General features: G+C 44.0%; 17 protein-coding genes. 15 read left to right on the top strand and 2 right to left on the bottom strand.

From position 1 onward, the window contains the following. The first annotated feature begins 6 nt into the window (after positions 1-6). The 9 genes from rsmA to pflA all read left to right on the top strand — a co-directional run bounded on the left by rsmA (position 7) and on the right by pflA (position 8,411). Complete coding sequence (gene rsmA, locus STO1_RS08420; RefSeq protein WP_001216849.1) at positions 7-879, top strand: 16S rRNA (adenine(1518)-N(6)/adenine(1519)-N(6))-dimethyltransferase RsmA; 873 nt, start codon at positions 7-9, stop codon at positions 877-879. Position 880: 1 nt separating this feature from the next. Continuing rightward, entirely contained in the window at positions 881-1,759 is an 879-nt protein-coding gene (gene rsgA / locus STO1_RS08415; RefSeq protein WP_096422810.1) for a ribosome small subunit-dependent GTPase A, read from the top strand. A gap of 10 nt (positions 1,760-1,769) precedes the next feature. After that, complete coding sequence (gene rpe / locus STO1_RS08410; protein WP_096422808.1) at positions 1,770-2,426, top strand: ribulose-phosphate 3-epimerase; 657 nt, start codon at positions 1,770-1,772, stop codon at positions 2,424-2,426. Continuing rightward, positions 2,389-3,051 (top strand): thiamine diphosphokinase, encoded by a 663-nt coding sequence (locus STO1_RS08405; RefSeq protein WP_096422806.1) that lies wholly within the window; start codon positions 2,389-2,391, stop codon positions 3,049-3,051. The genes rpe and STO1_RS08405 overlap by 38 nt, the downstream gene beginning before the upstream one ends. Before the next feature lies 1 nt (position 3,052). Continuing rightward, a complete protein-coding gene (gene rmuC / locus STO1_RS08400) occupies positions 3,053-4,309 on the top strand; it encodes a DNA recombination protein RmuC (protein WP_009730691.1) in 1,257 nt (418 codons plus the stop codon). After that, positions 4,299-5,240, top strand: a complete 942-nt coding sequence (locus tag STO1_RS08395) for a 3'-5' exoribonuclease YhaM family protein (protein WP_009730690.1) — start codon at positions 4,299-4,301, stop codon at positions 5,238-5,240. Before rmuC ends, STO1_RS08395 begins: the two co-directional genes overlap by 11 nt. A gap of 104 nt (positions 5,241-5,344) precedes the next feature. Then, positions 5,345-6,172 carry a pur operon repressor gene (gene purR, locus STO1_RS08390; protein ID WP_002874197.1) on the top strand — a complete coding sequence of 276 codons (828 nt, stop codon included), beginning with the start codon at positions 5,345-5,347 and terminating at the stop codon, positions 6,170-6,172. A gap of 66 nt (positions 6,173-6,238) precedes the next feature. Next, positions 6,239-7,495: a diaminopimelate decarboxylase gene (locus STO1_RS08385; protein WP_096422804.1), complete on the top strand. Its 1,257-nt coding sequence runs from the start codon at positions 6,239-6,241 to the stop codon at positions 7,493-7,495. A gap of 121 nt (positions 7,496-7,616) precedes the next feature. Next, positions 7,617-8,411: a pyruvate formate-lyase-activating protein gene (gene pflA / locus STO1_RS08380; protein WP_096422802.1), complete on the top strand. Its 795-nt coding sequence runs from the start codon at positions 7,617-7,619 to the stop codon at positions 8,409-8,411. A 70-nt stretch (positions 8,412-8,481) separates the two neighbouring features. On the opposite strand, the gene yidC is transcribed toward pflA, so the two are convergent. After that, complete coding sequence (gene yidC, locus STO1_RS08375) at positions 8,482-9,411, bottom strand: membrane protein insertase YidC (protein ID WP_000835958.1); 930 nt, start codon at positions 9,409-9,411, stop codon at positions 8,482-8,484. A 77-nt stretch (positions 9,412-9,488) separates the two neighbouring features. Next, positions 9,489-9,767, bottom strand: coding sequence for an acylphosphatase (locus STO1_RS08370; RefSeq protein WP_001174619.1), 279 nt, complete (start codon positions 9,765-9,767; stop codon positions 9,489-9,491). 33 nt (positions 9,768-9,800) lie between these two features. Here STO1_RS08370 and STO1_RS08365 point away from each other — a divergent pair, with 33 nt between their 5' ends. The 6 genes from STO1_RS08365 (at position 9,801) to STO1_RS08340 (ending at position 14,485) form a co-directional block, all read left to right on the top strand. Further along, on the top strand, positions 9,801-10,541 hold the full coding sequence (locus STO1_RS08365; protein ID WP_033605589.1) for a TrmH family RNA methyltransferase: 741 nt from the start codon (positions 9,801-9,803) through the stop codon (positions 10,539-10,541). A gap of 55 nt (positions 10,542-10,596) precedes the next feature. Then, the gene (locus STO1_RS08360; protein ID WP_096422800.1) at positions 10,597-11,280 is read left to right on the top strand and encodes a Bax inhibitor-1/YccA family protein; all 684 of its coding nucleotides are present in this window, start codon (positions 10,597-10,599) and stop codon (positions 11,278-11,280) included. A 109-nt stretch (positions 11,281-11,389) separates the two neighbouring features. Then, positions 11,390-12,382, top strand: coding sequence for an aspartate--ammonia ligase (gene asnA / locus STO1_RS08355; RefSeq protein ID WP_000747987.1), 993 nt, complete (start codon positions 11,390-11,392; stop codon positions 12,380-12,382). Positions 12,383-12,446: 64 nt separating this feature from the next. After that, complete coding sequence (gene rsmD, locus STO1_RS08350) at positions 12,447-12,986, top strand: 16S rRNA (guanine(966)-N(2))-methyltransferase RsmD (protein WP_000706949.1); 540 nt, start codon at positions 12,447-12,449, stop codon at positions 12,984-12,986. Then, positions 12,976-13,464 carry a pantetheine-phosphate adenylyltransferase gene (coaD, locus tag STO1_RS08345; RefSeq protein WP_084872220.1) on the top strand — a complete coding sequence of 163 codons (489 nt, stop codon included), beginning with the start codon at positions 12,976-12,978 and terminating at the stop codon, positions 13,462-13,464. Before rsmD ends, coaD begins: the two co-directional genes overlap by 11 nt. After that, positions 13,448-14,485, top strand: a complete 1,038-nt coding sequence (locus STO1_RS08340) for a SepM family pheromone-processing serine protease (RefSeq protein ID WP_096422796.1) — start codon at positions 13,448-13,450, stop codon at positions 14,483-14,485. Before coaD ends, STO1_RS08340 begins: the two co-directional genes overlap by 17 nt. The last annotated feature ends 47 nt before the right edge of the window (positions 14,486-14,532 follow it).

Raw genomic sequence — 14,532 nt, 5'->3', positions numbered from 1 at the left:
GAATAAATGAGAATTGCAGATTATAGCGTGACCAAGGCAGTGCTGGAGCGTCACGGTTTTACCTTTAAAAAGTCCTTCGGACAAAATTTCCTGACGGATACCAATATCCTTCAAAAAATCGTGGATACGGCTGAAATTGATGACCAGGTCAATGTCATCGAAATCGGGCCAGGGATTGGTGCCTTGACAGAATTTTTGGCTGAGCGTGCGGCAGAAGTTATGGCCTTTGAGATTGACCACCGTTTGGTGCCAATTTTAGCAGATACTTTACGTGATTTTGACAATGTTACTGTAGTAAACGAGGACATTCTTAAGGTTGACTTGGCGCAGTATATCCAGAATTTCAAAAATCCTGAACTACCAATCAAGGTAGTAGCCAACTTGCCATACTACATTACGACGCCTATTCTCATGCACTTGATCGAGAGTGGCATTCCTTTTAGTGAGTTTGTCGTCATGATGCAAAAAGAAGTGGCGGATCGCATCTCAGCACAGCCAAATACCAAGGCTTATGGTAGTTTGTCGATTGCTGTGCAGTATTATATGACAGCCAAGGTTGCCTTCATCGTGCCTCGTACGGTCTTTGTGCCAGCGCCAAATGTGGACTCAGCCATTTTAAAAATGGTGCGCCGTCCAGAGCCAGCTGTAGCAGTGAAAGATGAACAGTTCTTCTTTAAGATTTCCAAGGCTAGTTTCACCCATCGTCGCAAGACCTTGTGGAACAACTTAACAGGCTACTTTGGCAAGACCGAAGAAGTCAAGGATAAGCTGACCAAGGCTTTGGACCAAGCAGGCTTGTCACCAAGTGTGCGTGGGGAAGCACTAAGCTTGGAAGAATTTGCTAGCCTTTCAGATGCGCTTAAAGGACAAGGATTCTAAGATGCAGGGACAAATCATTAAAGCCTTGGCGGGCTTCTATTATGTGGAGAGTGAGGGTCAGGTCTATCAAACACGCGCGCGTGGAAATTTCCGTAAAAAAGGCCACACGCCATACGTCGGAGACTGGGTAGATTTTTCTGCGGAGGAAAATTCTGAAGGTTATATTCTCAAGATTCACGAACGGAAAAACAGTCTGGTCCGTCCACCTATTGTCAATATTGACCAAGCTGTGGTGATCATGTCCGTCAAGGAACCGGACTTCAACAGCAATTTGCTGGATCGTTTCTTGGTTCTTTTGGAGCACAAGGGTATCCATCCTATCGTCTATATTTCTAAAATGGACTTGCTGGAAGATAGAGGGGAACTGGCTTTTTACCAGCAGACTTACGGTGCCATTGGCTATGACTTTGTGACCAGTAAGGAGGAACTCCTGCCCTTGTTAACAGGCAAGATTACAGTCTTTATGGGGCAGACAGGTGTTGGAAAATCAACTCTTCTCAATAAAATCGCACCGGACCTCAATCTTGAAACAGGAGAAATTTCAGACAGTCTAGGTCGTGGTCGCCATACCACTCGAGCTGTTAGTTTTTACAATCTCAATGGTGGAAAGATTGCGGACACGCCGGGATTTTCATCGCTGGATTATGAAGTGTCAAGTGCTGAAGAGCTGAATCAGGCCTTTCCAGAGATTGCTAGTGTTAGTCGAGACTGCAAGTTCCGTACTTGTACCCATACCCATGAGCCGTCCTGTGCGGTTAAGGCAGCTGTAGAAGAAGGCGCTATTGCAACCTTCCGTTTTGACAACTACCTGCAATTTCTCAGTGAAATTGAAAATCGCAGAGAAACCTATAAAAAAGTCAGCAAAAAAATTCCAAAATAAGGAGAAACCTATGTCTCAATACAAGATTGCTCCGTCAATTCTGGCAGCAGATTATGCCAACTTTGAACGTGAAATCAAACGCCTAGAAGCAACTGGTGCAGAATATGCCCATATCGATATCATGGATGGTCACTTTGTACCGCAAATCAGTTTTGGTGCAGGTGTGGTTGAAGCTCTTCGCCCCCATAGCAAGATGGTCTTTGACTGCCACTTGATGGTCGCTAATCCAGAGCATCATTTAGAGGACTTTGCGCGTGCAGGTGCAGATATCATCAGCATTCATGTCGAAGCAACGCCTCATATCCATGGTGCTCTTCAAAAGATTCGTTCTCTAGGTGTCAAGCCTTCTGTTGTCATTAACCCTGGTACGCCTGTGGAGGCAATCAAGCACGTTCTTCACCTAGTTGACCAAGTCTTGGTCATGACAGTGAATCCTGGATTTGGAGGACAAGCCTTTCTGCCTGAAACCATGGACAAGGTTCGTGAGTTGGTTGCCCTTCGTGAAAAAAAAGGGCTGAACTTTGAGATTGAAGTGGATGGTGGGATTGATGACCAAACTATTGCTCAGGCTAAAGAAGCTGGTGCTACCGTTTTTGTAGCAGGGTCTTATGTCTTTAAGGGAGATGTCAATGAACGAGTGCAAACTCTTAGAAAACAACTGGGCTAGGGTTGCCGTTTTTGCAGGCGGAGAACGCGGTCACTACCGGACGGATTTTGATTGCTTTGTCGGTGTGGATCGAGGCTCGCTCTGGGTCTTGGAAGAAGATCTGCCTCTGACTCTAGCAGTTGGGGATTTTGATTCGGTGACTGCGGACGAACGTCAGTTGATTCAAAAACGTGCCCAGCATTTTGTCCAAGCCCATCCAGAAAAGGATGATACAGATCTGGAATTGGCTCTCTTAGCCATCTTTGAGCAAAGTCCTCAGGCTCGGGTGACTATTTTCGGTGCTCTTGGCGGTCGCATTGATCATATGCTGGCTAATGTTTTTCTACCTAGCAATCCTAAGTTGGCACCCTATATGCGCCAGATAGAAATTGAGGACGGGCAAAATTTGATTGCCTATTGTCCAGAAGGGACCAGTCAGCTAGAACCCCGTTCGGATTATGATTATCTAGCCTTTATGCCAGTTCGGGATAGCCAGTTGACTATTATCGGAGCCAAGTACGAATTGACAGAGGAAAATTTTTTCTTTAAAAAAGTGTACGCTTCTAACGAATATATAGATAGGGAAGTTTTGATAACTTGCCCAGATGGCTATGTCGTCGTGCTGCATAGCAAGGACAGGAGGTAGGATGGAGACTGTATTATTACTATTATTAATTGCCAACCTAGCTGGACTCTTTCTGATTTGGCAAAGGCAGGATAAGCAAGACAAGTACCTAGCCAAGAGTTTGGAAGATCAAGCAGACAATCTTTCAGATCAACTGGATTATCGCTTTGAACAAGCCAGACAAGCCAGTCAACTAGATCAAAAAGACTTAGAAGTGGCTGTCAGCGACCGCTTGCAAGAGGTGCGAATGGAGTTGCACCAAGGCTTGACTCAAGTTAGACAGGAGATGAACGAGAATCTCCTTCAAACCAGAGACAAGACCGACCAACGTCTCCAAGCCCTGCAGGAGTCCAATGAGCAACGTTTAGAACAAATGCGCCAGACGGTCGAGGAAAAGCTAGAAAAGACCTTGCAGACACGCTTGCAGGCTTCCTTCGAGACAGTTTCCAAGCAATTGGAGTCGGTCAATCGAGGCCTTGGAGAAATGCAGACAGTTGCCCGCGATGTCGGGGCCCTCAACAAGGTTCTCTCTGGAACCAAGACGCGAGGAATTCTGGGCGAATTACAACTGGGGCAAATCATCGAAGACATCATGACACCAGCCCAGTACGAACGAGAATTTGCAACGGTTGAAAACTCCAGTGAACGTGTGGAATACGCCATCAAGTTACCTGGTCAAGGTGACCAGGTAACTGTCTATTTGCCGATTGACTCCAAGTTTCCACTGGCGGATTATTACCGCTTAGAAGAAGCTTATGAAGCAGGCGATAAGGACGAAATCGAACGCTGTCGCAAGTCACTCTTGGCAAGCGTTAAGCGTTTTGCCAAGGATATCAAGAGCAAGTATATAGCGCCGCCTCGGACGACCAATTTTGGGATTTTGTTTGTTCCGACAGAAGGTCTTTATTCAGAAATCGTTCGAAATCCGGCCTTCTTTGATGATTTGAGACGGGAGGAGCAGATTATTGTCGCAGGTCCAAGTACCCTATCAGCCCTGCTTAACTCTCTATCAGTTGGCTTCAAGACTCTCAATATCCAAAAGAGTGCCGACCATATCAGCAAGACCCTAGCTAGTGTCAAGACCGAGTTTGGTAAGTTCGGAGGCATTCTGGTCAAGGCACAAAAGCATCTTCAACATGCCTCTGGCAATATTGATGAATTATTAAACCGTCGCACCACAGCTATTGAGCGGACGCTCCGTCACATTGAGTTATCAGAAGGTGAGCCTGCGCTTGATCTACTCCATTTCCAAGAAGATGAGGAAGAATATGAAGATTAGTCACATGAAAAAAGATGAGCTGTTTGAAGGTTTTTACCTGATTAAATCAGCTGACCTGAGACAGACGCGTGCTGGGAAAAACTACCTAGCCTTTACCTTCCAAGACGATAGCGGCGAGATTGAAGGGAAGCTCTGGGATGCCCAACCTCATAACGTTGAGTCCTTTACCGCAGGTAAGGTTGTTCACATGAAAGGGCGCCGAGAAGTTTACAATAACACTCCACAGGTAAATCAAATCACTCTTCGCTTACCTCAACCTGGCGAACCCAATGATCCAGCTGATTTCAAGGTCAAATCTCCAGTTGATGTCAAGGAAATTCGTGATTACATGTCGCAAATGATTTTCAAGATAGAAAATCCTGTCTGGCAGCGTATCGTTCGCAGTCTCTACACCAAGTATGATAAGGAATTCTACTCTTATCCAGCTGCCAAGACCAACCATCATGCCTTTGAAACGGGTTTGGCTTTTCATACGGCAACCATGGTGCGCTTGGCAGATGCCATTAGCGATATCTATCCTCAGCTCAACAAGAGCCTGCTTTATGCTGGGATTATGTTGCACGACTTGGCCAAGGTTTTAGAACTCAGCGGTCCCGATCAGACGGAGTACACAGTGCGAGGCAATCTCATCGGTCATATCGCCCTAATCGATAGCGAAATCACCAAGACAGTTATGGAACTCGGTATCGATGATACCAGAGAAGAAGTGGTGCTACTGCGCCATGTGATTCTCAGTCATCATGGCTTGCTGGAGTATGGAAGTCCGGTCCGACCACGCATTATGGAGGCAGAGATTATCCATATGATTGATAATCTGGATGCCAGCATGATGATGATGTCAACGGCTCTAGCTTTGGTGGACAAAGGAGAGATGACCAATAAAATCTTCGCTATGGACAATCGTTCCTTCTATAAACCAGATTTAGATTAATAATTTAAGAAAAACGAGCATTTTTTACGCAATAATGTTCGTTTTTTTATGTGAATGTGGTATAATGGATAAAATATCAAAATTAAATGGAATGGTAAATAAAAATGAAATTAAGAAGAAGTGATCGGATGGTTGTCATTTCCAACTATTTGATTAATAATCCATACAAACTAACAAGTCTCAACACCTTTGCAGAAAAGTACGAATCTGCTAAATCATCGATTTCGGAGGATATCGTGATTATCAAGCGTGCCTTTGAGGAAATTGAAATCGGCCATATTCAGACTGTGACTGGAGCAGGTGGTGGCGTTATCTTTACACCATCAATTTCGAGTCATGAAGCCAAAGAAATGATCGCAGACTTGCGTGACAAACTTTCAGAAAGCGATCGTATCTTGCCAGGCGGCTATATCTACCTGTCTGATCTGCTTAGTACGCCTGCCATTTTGAAAAATATTGGTCGTATCATTGCCAAGAGCTTTATGGACCAAAAAATCGATGCGGTTATGACAGTAGCAACAAAAGGTGTGCCACTTGCAAATGCAGTTGCCAATGTCCTCAATGTTCCATTTGTCATTGTGCGCCGTGACTTGAAAATTACCGAAGGTTCAACGGTCAGCGTCAACTATGTTTCAGGTTCAAGCGGTGACCGCATAGAGAAAATGTTCCTTTCAAAACGTAGCCTCAAGGCAGGCAGTCGTGTCTTGATCGTGGATGACTTCTTGAAAGGTGGGGGAACTGTCAATGGGATGATCAGTCTCTTGCGTGAGTTTGATTCGGAACTAGCTGGTGTCGCAGTTTTTGCAGACAATGCCCAAGAAGAACGTGAAAAGCAGTTTGATTACAAGTCACTCTTGAAAGTAACCAATATTGATGTTAAGAACCAATCCATCGATGTTGAGATTGGAAATATCTTTGACGAAGACAAATAAGAAATAGAACTAAAGGTTGGAACGATTGTCCCAGCCTTTCTTTGCAAACAGAATAGAAGGATGCTTATGAAAACACCATTTATCAGCCGAGAAGATTTAGAAACGATTGTTGCAGAGTTTCCGACTCCCTTTCACTTGTATGACGAGAAGGGAATCCGCGAGAAAGCGCGAGCAGTCAACAAGGCCTTTTCCTGGAACAAGGGCTTTAAGGAATATTTTGCCGTCAAGGCCACTCCAACCCCAGCCATCTTGAAAATCCTCAAAGAGGAAGGTTGTGGTGTGGACTGCTCTAGTTATGTGGAGCTCTTGATGAGCCATAAACTGGATTTCCCTGGTTCTGAGATCATGTTCTCATCAAACAACACGCCAGACCAAGAGTATGCTTATGCGCGAGAATTGGGGGCGACCATTAACTTGGATGCCTTTGAAGACATTGAGCATCTGGAGCGAGCGGCAGGCATTCCAGAAATCATCTCTTGTCGTTACAATCCAGGCGGAGTCTTTGAATTAGGAACAGACATTATGGACAATCCTGGGGAAGCCAAGTTTGGTATGACCAAGGATCAACTCTTTGAAGCCTTTGCTATCTTGAAGGAAAAAGGAGCCAAGACTTTTGGGATTCACTCTTTCCTAGCATCCAATACCGTGACCCATTTCTACTATCCAGAGTTGGCCCGTCAGCTCTTTGAATTAGCTGTGGAAATTAAAGAAAAATTGGGCATTTCACTAGACTTTATCAATCTTTCAGGTGGGATCGGAGTCAACTACCGCCCAGACCAGGAGCCAAATGATATTGCAATGATTGGTGAGGGTGTGCGTAAGGTTTATGAAGAAGTCCTCACGCCGGCAGGGCTTGGTCAGGTCAAGATTTTTACTGAATTAGGCCGCTTTATGCTGGCACCTCACGGGGTTCTCGTTACCAAAGTCACCCATAAAAAGAAAACCTACCGTACCTATCTGGGTGTGGATGCCTCAGCAGTCAATCTCATGCGCCCAGCCATGTACGGTGCCTACCACCATATCACCAACCTCACTCATCCAGACGGCCCTGTTGAGGTCGTAGATGTGGTTGGATCGCTCTGTGAGAACAATGATAAATTTGCCATCAATCGCGAACTACCTCATACAGAAATAGGTGATTTGCTGGTGATTCATGATACAGGTGCACATGGATTCTCCATGGGTTACCAGTACAATGCCAAACTGCGTTCTGCAGAAATCCTCTATACCGAGGAAAGGAAAGCTCGCCAAATCCGCCGTGCAGAGCGTCCTGAGGACTATTTCGCAACCTTGTATGGTTTTGATTTTGAATCGGATCATTAAAAGAAATTGAAAATGAAAGTGAAAAACAGATTGCTTTCTAAAAAATAGACAAAAAAACCTTGTTTTTCACCTTACTCGTGATATAATAAAACTATAAAACGGTTTCAAGGAAGGTGACGATATGTCTGAAGAAACAATTGACTATGGACAAGTGACAGGAATGGTGCATTCGACAGAGAGTTTTGGGGCGGTAGATGGCCCCGGGATTCGTTTCATTGTCTTTTTGCAGGGTTGTCACATGCGTTGCCAGTACTGCCATAACCCTGATACATGGGCTATGGAGACCAATAAATCACGAAGACGGACAGTAGACGATGTTTTGTCAGAAGCCCTTCGCTACCGTGGTTTCTGGGGAGACAAGGGAGGAATCACTGTCAGTGGAGGAGAAGCCCTCTTACAGATTGATTTCTTGATTGCCCTTTTTACCAAGGCCAAGGAAAAAGGAATCCACTGTACCTTGGATACTTGTGCCCTTCCGTTCCGTAATAAACCACGTTATCTCGAAAAGTTTAATAAACTCATGGCAGTGACAGATTTGGTTCTCTTGGATATCAAGGAAATCAACGATGAACAACACAGGATCGTTACCAGTCAAACCAATAAAAACATCTTGGCTTGTGCAAAATATCTATCAGATATTGGGAAACCTGTTTGGATTCGCCATGTGCTGGTTCCAGGCTTGACAGACAGAGATGAGGACTTGATTGAACTTGGGAAATTTGTCAAAACCCTCAAAAACGTTGACAAGTTTGAAATCCTACCTTATCACACTATGGGAGAATTCAAGTGGCGTGAACTTGGAATTCCATACTCACTTGAAGGGGTAAAACCACCAACAGCAGACCGTGTCAAGAATGCCAAAAAACTCATGGACACAGAAAGTTACCAAGATTACATGAAACGTGTTCATGGATAAAAAGAAGCCTGATGGAGACATCGGGCTTTTGTGATACAAAAAGACTTAGCCTCTCAGCTAAGCCTTTTTCTTATTTTCTAGAACGTTGTTTTCCAGAATTGCGTTTTTTATGTTTCTTATTGGTTATGATAGCAGTTGCTTGGTCAGGAGTGACATCTTTGCGCCCGCCTCCAGTTGAAAATGAACTTGCTTTTGGTGGGTTTTTGGCAAATTCTTCACGTACTTTTTGACGAAGTTTTGGACGAACAACATAGTTAACGATGAACTGTTGGAGAATCATCATGAAACCACCGACAACCCAGTAAAGTGTCACACTGGCTGGGGCAAAGAGGGAGAAGACGACAATCATGAGTGGGCTCATGTAAATCATTTTCTTGAGTTGATCTCTTTGCATCTCGTCTTCTACTCCGTGAAGTGAAAGGAGTGATTGGAGATAGTAGAGGATACCAGCGAAGGCGACAAGGATCATACTTGGGGAACCGAGATTGATACCCAAGAAGGTAGAGCTAGATACTCCATCAGTATATTGGGCTGCAAAGTAGATAGCAGAGAAGAAAGGCATTTGAATGAGGATAGGGAAGCATCCTACACCACCGAACATGCTGATGCCGTTTTCTTTTTGTGCAGCAAAGAGAGCCTGTTGTGCTTCTAGTTTTTCTTCCTGAGTTGTTGCCTCTTTAAGGCGTGTTTGATGTGGTTCAAGGACATGTTTGAGGGCATTCATCTTTTCAGAGTGAAGCGTTGCCTTCCATGATTGGTAGATACCAAGTGGCAAGATAATCAAGCGCACGATAATGGTTACGATAATGATAGCCACACCAAAGCCTAGACCTTTATCAGTAGCGAAGTACTTGATAGCCTCTGCCATAGGCGATCCGATAGTGTTCCAGATAAAACCAGTAGGTTGTCCTGTTGCTTTGTCTACTTGGACACAGCCTGTCAAGACGAGTAGCATAGCCACTCCCATAGCAGAGAGGGCAAAACGTTTAATAGATTTCAATGTTTTCATTCCTTCTTTAAAAATTATACCTTTCTATTCTACTGTTTTTTTGTAAAATATACAATAGTTCTGGAGACCTAATTTGCGACTTTGAAGTCTGGATAGGATGAAAAGTTGCTCATTTGTACATCTAGATAGGTGACTTTTGAAAAAGGTGTCGGACCTTTTCGGATTTCTTGGATAAATTTTGCCATAGTGGCAGAGGAGTCTGCCTGAGCAAGAATTTCCACTGTGCCATCGTCGTTATTCCAGACACGACCGGTGATGCCACCGATTTCAAGCGCTAAAGTATAAACACCCCAGCGAAAACCAACACCCTGCACCCTACCTTGGGCAATCATTCTAACCTTTTGCATACCAAACCCCTTTGATTGTGTTATAATATTTCTATGACTATTATAACCTCAAAAGCCAATTCTGTGGTAAAAAATGCCAAGAAATTGCATCAAAAAAAATATCGAAAGTCTGCCTATTTGATTGAGGGCTGGCACTTGTTTGAAGAAGCTGTTCAAGCAGGAGTAACGATTGAGAAGATTTTTGCCTTAGAAAGTTACCGAGATCAGCTAGTCGCTTTTCCTCAAACTATCTGGGTTTCAGAGGAGATTTTGCTGGATTTGGCAGATACGCAAACTCCTCAAGGGATTGTTGCAGTGATTCAAAAAGAGGAAATAGGACTGCCTGATTTTCGTCAGGGTAAGTTTCTATTTTTAGAGGAAGTCCAAGATCCTGGTAATGTTGGCACCATGATTCGAACTGCGGATGCTGCAGGTTTTACAGGGGTTATTGTTTCAGATAAGTCAGCAGATATCTACAGTCTCAAGACCCTGCGTTCCATGCAAGGAAGTCATTTTCACTTGCCCATCTATCGTATGCCAGTTGCCGCTTTTGTAGAAGGGGCAAAGAAGAGTAACTTGCCCATTCTGGCAACGACTTTATCGAGAGATTCCAAGGATTATCGTGATCTTTCTCCCCTAGAAAACTTTGCTTTAGTTATGGGAAATGAAGGACAGGGGATTAGTTCTGTCATGGTTGAGAGTGCTGAACAGCTGGTTCATATTGGCATGAAAGGTCGAGCAGAAAGTCTCAACGTGGCAGTTGCCGCAGGTATATTGATGTTTTATTTTAGCTGATTTATAAAATCTTTGTTATAATCAAGACATATTTATAGAGAAAAGGAGAATCAGAATGAATCAAACGATTATTCAAGAACGTTCAGGTCTCAATCAATTTTACGCTAAGGTTTATGCCTTTGTGGGACTTGGGATTGGCCTATCAGCTCTCGTGTCAGCTTTGATGTTGACAGTCTTTCAGTCCCAATTGGTCTACTTTTTAATGCATGGCCGTCTCTGGTTGATGGTTGCAACTTTTGCAGAACTTGCTCTAGTCTTTGTTGCAAGTAGCATGGCTGCGAAGAACAGCCCAGCAGCTCTCCCAGTATTTTTAGTTTATTCTGTTTTAAATGGCTTTACGCTCAGCTTTGTCGTAGCCTTCTATACACCTGGGACCGTCTTATCAGCCTTTGTATCCAGTGCCCTTCTCTTCTTTGTCATGGCGGCAATCGGAATTTTCACTAAGAAAGATTTGAGTGGAATGGGACGAGCTTTGATGGCGGCGCTTGTTGGTCTCATCATTGCTATGGTTGTGAATCTATTTTTAGCCAATAGCTTCTTTGACTACATGATTAGTATTGCCATGGTCTTGGTCTTCTCAGGTTTGATTGCTTGGGACAACCAAAAGATTCGCTATGTTTATGAGCAGTCACGAGGGCAAGTAGCGACAGGTTGGGTCATCTCAATGGCGCTCAGCATCTACCTAGACTTTATCAACCTCTTCCTTAGCATCTTACGTATCTTTGGTCGAAACGATTAATGAATGACAGAGTCAGTGTTCAAAAGAGCACTGACTTTTTCTTATTTACTCTTTTCTTTTCTTGGAAATAGGTGTATAATGCTTTTAACTAATTTTTGAGGAGCCGTTTATGAAGAAAAGTTTTATTCATCAACAAGAAGAGATTTCCTTTGTCAAAAACACCTTTACCCAGTATTTGAAAGATAAGTTAGAAGTTGTTGAAGTTCAAGGCCCTATCTTGAGCAAGGTTGGTGATGGGATGCAGGATAACCTGTCCGGTGTCGAACATCCAGTATCCGTAAAGGTCTTGCAGATTCCAGATGAAACTTATGAAGTCGTTCACTCACTAGCCAAATGGAAGCGCCACACCTTAGCTCGTTTTGGTTTTGGAGAAGGTGAAGGTCTATTTGTTCATATGAAGGCCCTTCGTCCAGACGAAGATTCGCTTGATGCGACTCACTCTGTATATGTAGACCAGTGGGACTGGGAAAAAGTGATTCCAAATGGTCAACGTAATATCGCTTATCTCAAAGAAACCGTCGAGAAGATTTACAAGGCTATTCGTCTGACAGAGCTAGCCGTAGAAGCACGCTACGATATTGAATCCATCTTGCCAAAACAAATTACCTTTATCCATACAGAAGAGTTGGTGGAACGCTATCCAGACCTAACACCGAAAGAGCGTGAAAATGCGATCTGTAAAGAGTTCGGTGCTGTCTTCTTGATTGGTATTGGTGGCGAGTTGCCTGATGGCAAACCTCATGACGGCCGCGCACCTGACTACGATGACTGGACAACAGAGTCTGAGAATGGCTACAAGGGGCTAAATGGAGATATTCTGGTTTGGAATGAATCTCTTGGTTGCGCCTTTGAACTTTCTTCAATGGGGATTCGGGTAGATGAAGATACACTTCGTCGCCAAGTTGCCCTTACAGGGGATGAAGATCGTCTGGAGTTGGAATGGCATAAAGCCTTGCTTAACGGCCTTTTCCCACTGACAATCGGTGGAGGTATCGGACAGTCTCGGATGGCCATGTTCCTTCTTCGTAAGAAACACATTGGAGAAGTTCAGACCAGTGTTTGGCCTCAGGAAGTCCGCGATACGTATGAAAATATCTTGTAGAGAATCGAACCGCAAGGTTCGGTTTTCTTTCTCTTTTTGCCTATAATTTGGTATAATAAACGGTATGAAAATCGTATCAGGAATCTACGGAGGGCGTCCCCTCAAGACGCTAGAAGGCAAGACGACGAGGCCGACATCAGATAAGGTGCGTGGAGCTATCTTTAACATGATAGGTCCCTATTTTGAGGGCGGTCGTGTCTTGGATCTCTATGCTGGCAGTGGTGGTCTGTCTATTGAAGCTGTGTCAAGAGGGATGTCCCATGCTGTCTTAGTGGAACGGGATAGAAGGGCACAAGCTATCGTCGCTGCAAATATCCAAATGACCAAGGAAGTTTCCAAATTTCAGCTCTTAAAGATGGAGGCTGAACGGGCCTTGGAGCAGGTGACAGGTCCCTTTGACCTGGTCTTTTTAGACCCTCCCTATGCCAAGGAACAAATCGTTGCAGATATCGAAAAAATGGCAGAAAGAAACCTATTTTCCGAAGAAATCATGGTTGTCTGCGAAACCGATAAGTCTGTAGAACTTCCAGAAGAAATTGCCTGCCTCGGCATATGGAAGGAAAAAATATATGGGATTAGTAAGGTGACTGTCTATGTCAGATAAAATTGGATTATTTACCGGTTCATTTGATCCAATGACAAATGGACATCTGGATATCATTGAACGTGCCAGCAAACTCTTTGATAAGCTTTATGTCGGGGTGTTCTACAATCCCCACAAACAAGGCTTTCTCCCTGTTGAAAATCGCAAACGGGCAGTCGAAAAAGCTGTGGCGCATTTAGATAATGTAGAGGTCCTAGCTTCTCATGACCAGCTAGTCGTCGATGTTGCAAGAAGACTGGGTGCTAAGACCCTTGTTCGTGGCTTGCGGAATGCCACAGACTTGCAATACGAGTCTAGCTTTGACTACTATAATCATCAACTGGCTCCAGAAATCGAAACCATTTACCTATATAGTCGCCCAGAGCATCTTTATATTAGCTCTTCAGCCGTGAGAGAACTTCTGAAGTTTGGTCAGGAGATTCAGCAATATGTCCCAAACAGTGTTGTGGAGGAATTAGAACATGAAGAAAAAAACTAGATGGCCCTTATATGTCATCCTAGCACTAGTATTGACTTTTTTAGCCTTTGTAGTACCTTTACCCTACTACATAGAAGTTCCAGGTGGAGCGGAAGATATTCGTCAAGTTTTAAAAGTCAATGAAACAGAAGATACAGAAGCAGGAGCTTACCAGTTTGTAACGGTCGGTATTCGACACGCAACCCTATCACATCTTGTCTATGCTTGGTTAACACCTTTTACGGATATTAGAAGTGCTAAGGAGACTACGGGTGGCTCTACTGATGCAGAGTTTATGCGGATCAATCAGTTCTACATGCAAACATCCCAAAACATGGCCAAGTATCAAGGACTGAAGACGGCTGGAAAGGATATCGAACTCAAGTATCTGGGTGTCTATGTCTTGACCGTGACGGACAATTCAACTTTTAAGGGCATTCTGAACATTGCAGATACCGTGACGGCTGTTAATGACAAAACGTTTGACAGTTCCAAAGATTTGGTCGACTATGTCAATTCTCAACAATTAGGGGATACGGTCAAGGTAACTTATGAAGAAGACGGAAAAGTCAAGTCTGCAGAAGGTAAAATTATCACTCTCGAAAACGGAAAAAACGGGATTGGGATTGGTTTGATTGACCGTACGGAAGTGACCAGTGATGTTCCCATTCGTTTTTCAACAGCTGGTATCGGGGGGCCAAGTGCCGGTCTCATGTTTAGTCTAGCTATTTACACCCAGATAGCAGATCCAGGACTTCGTAATGGCCGCGTCGTTGCGGGAACGGGAACTATTGATCGTGATGGAAATGTTGGCGATATTGGTGGAATTGACAAAAAAGTGGTTGCAGCCTCTCGTCAGGGAGCCAACATCTTTTTTGCTCCTGACAATCCAGTCACTGAGGAAGCAAAAAAAGCAGATCCCAATGCGAAAAGCAACTATGAAACAGCCCTAGAAGCTGCTAAAACGATCAAAACAGAGATGAAAATCGTTCCGGTTAAGACCTTGCAGGATGCGATTGATTACCTTAAAAACAATCCCTAATTCGTAGAAAAATTGAAAACTAGCGCGCAAGCCGATAAGATGGTATA

This window comes from Streptococcus oralis subsp. tigurinus (assembly GCF_002356415.1).
Classification (GTDB): domain Bacteria; phylum Bacillota; class Bacilli; order Lactobacillales; family Streptococcaceae; genus Streptococcus; species Streptococcus oralis_F.
This window is presented reverse-complemented; position numbering and strand designations above follow the sequence as displayed.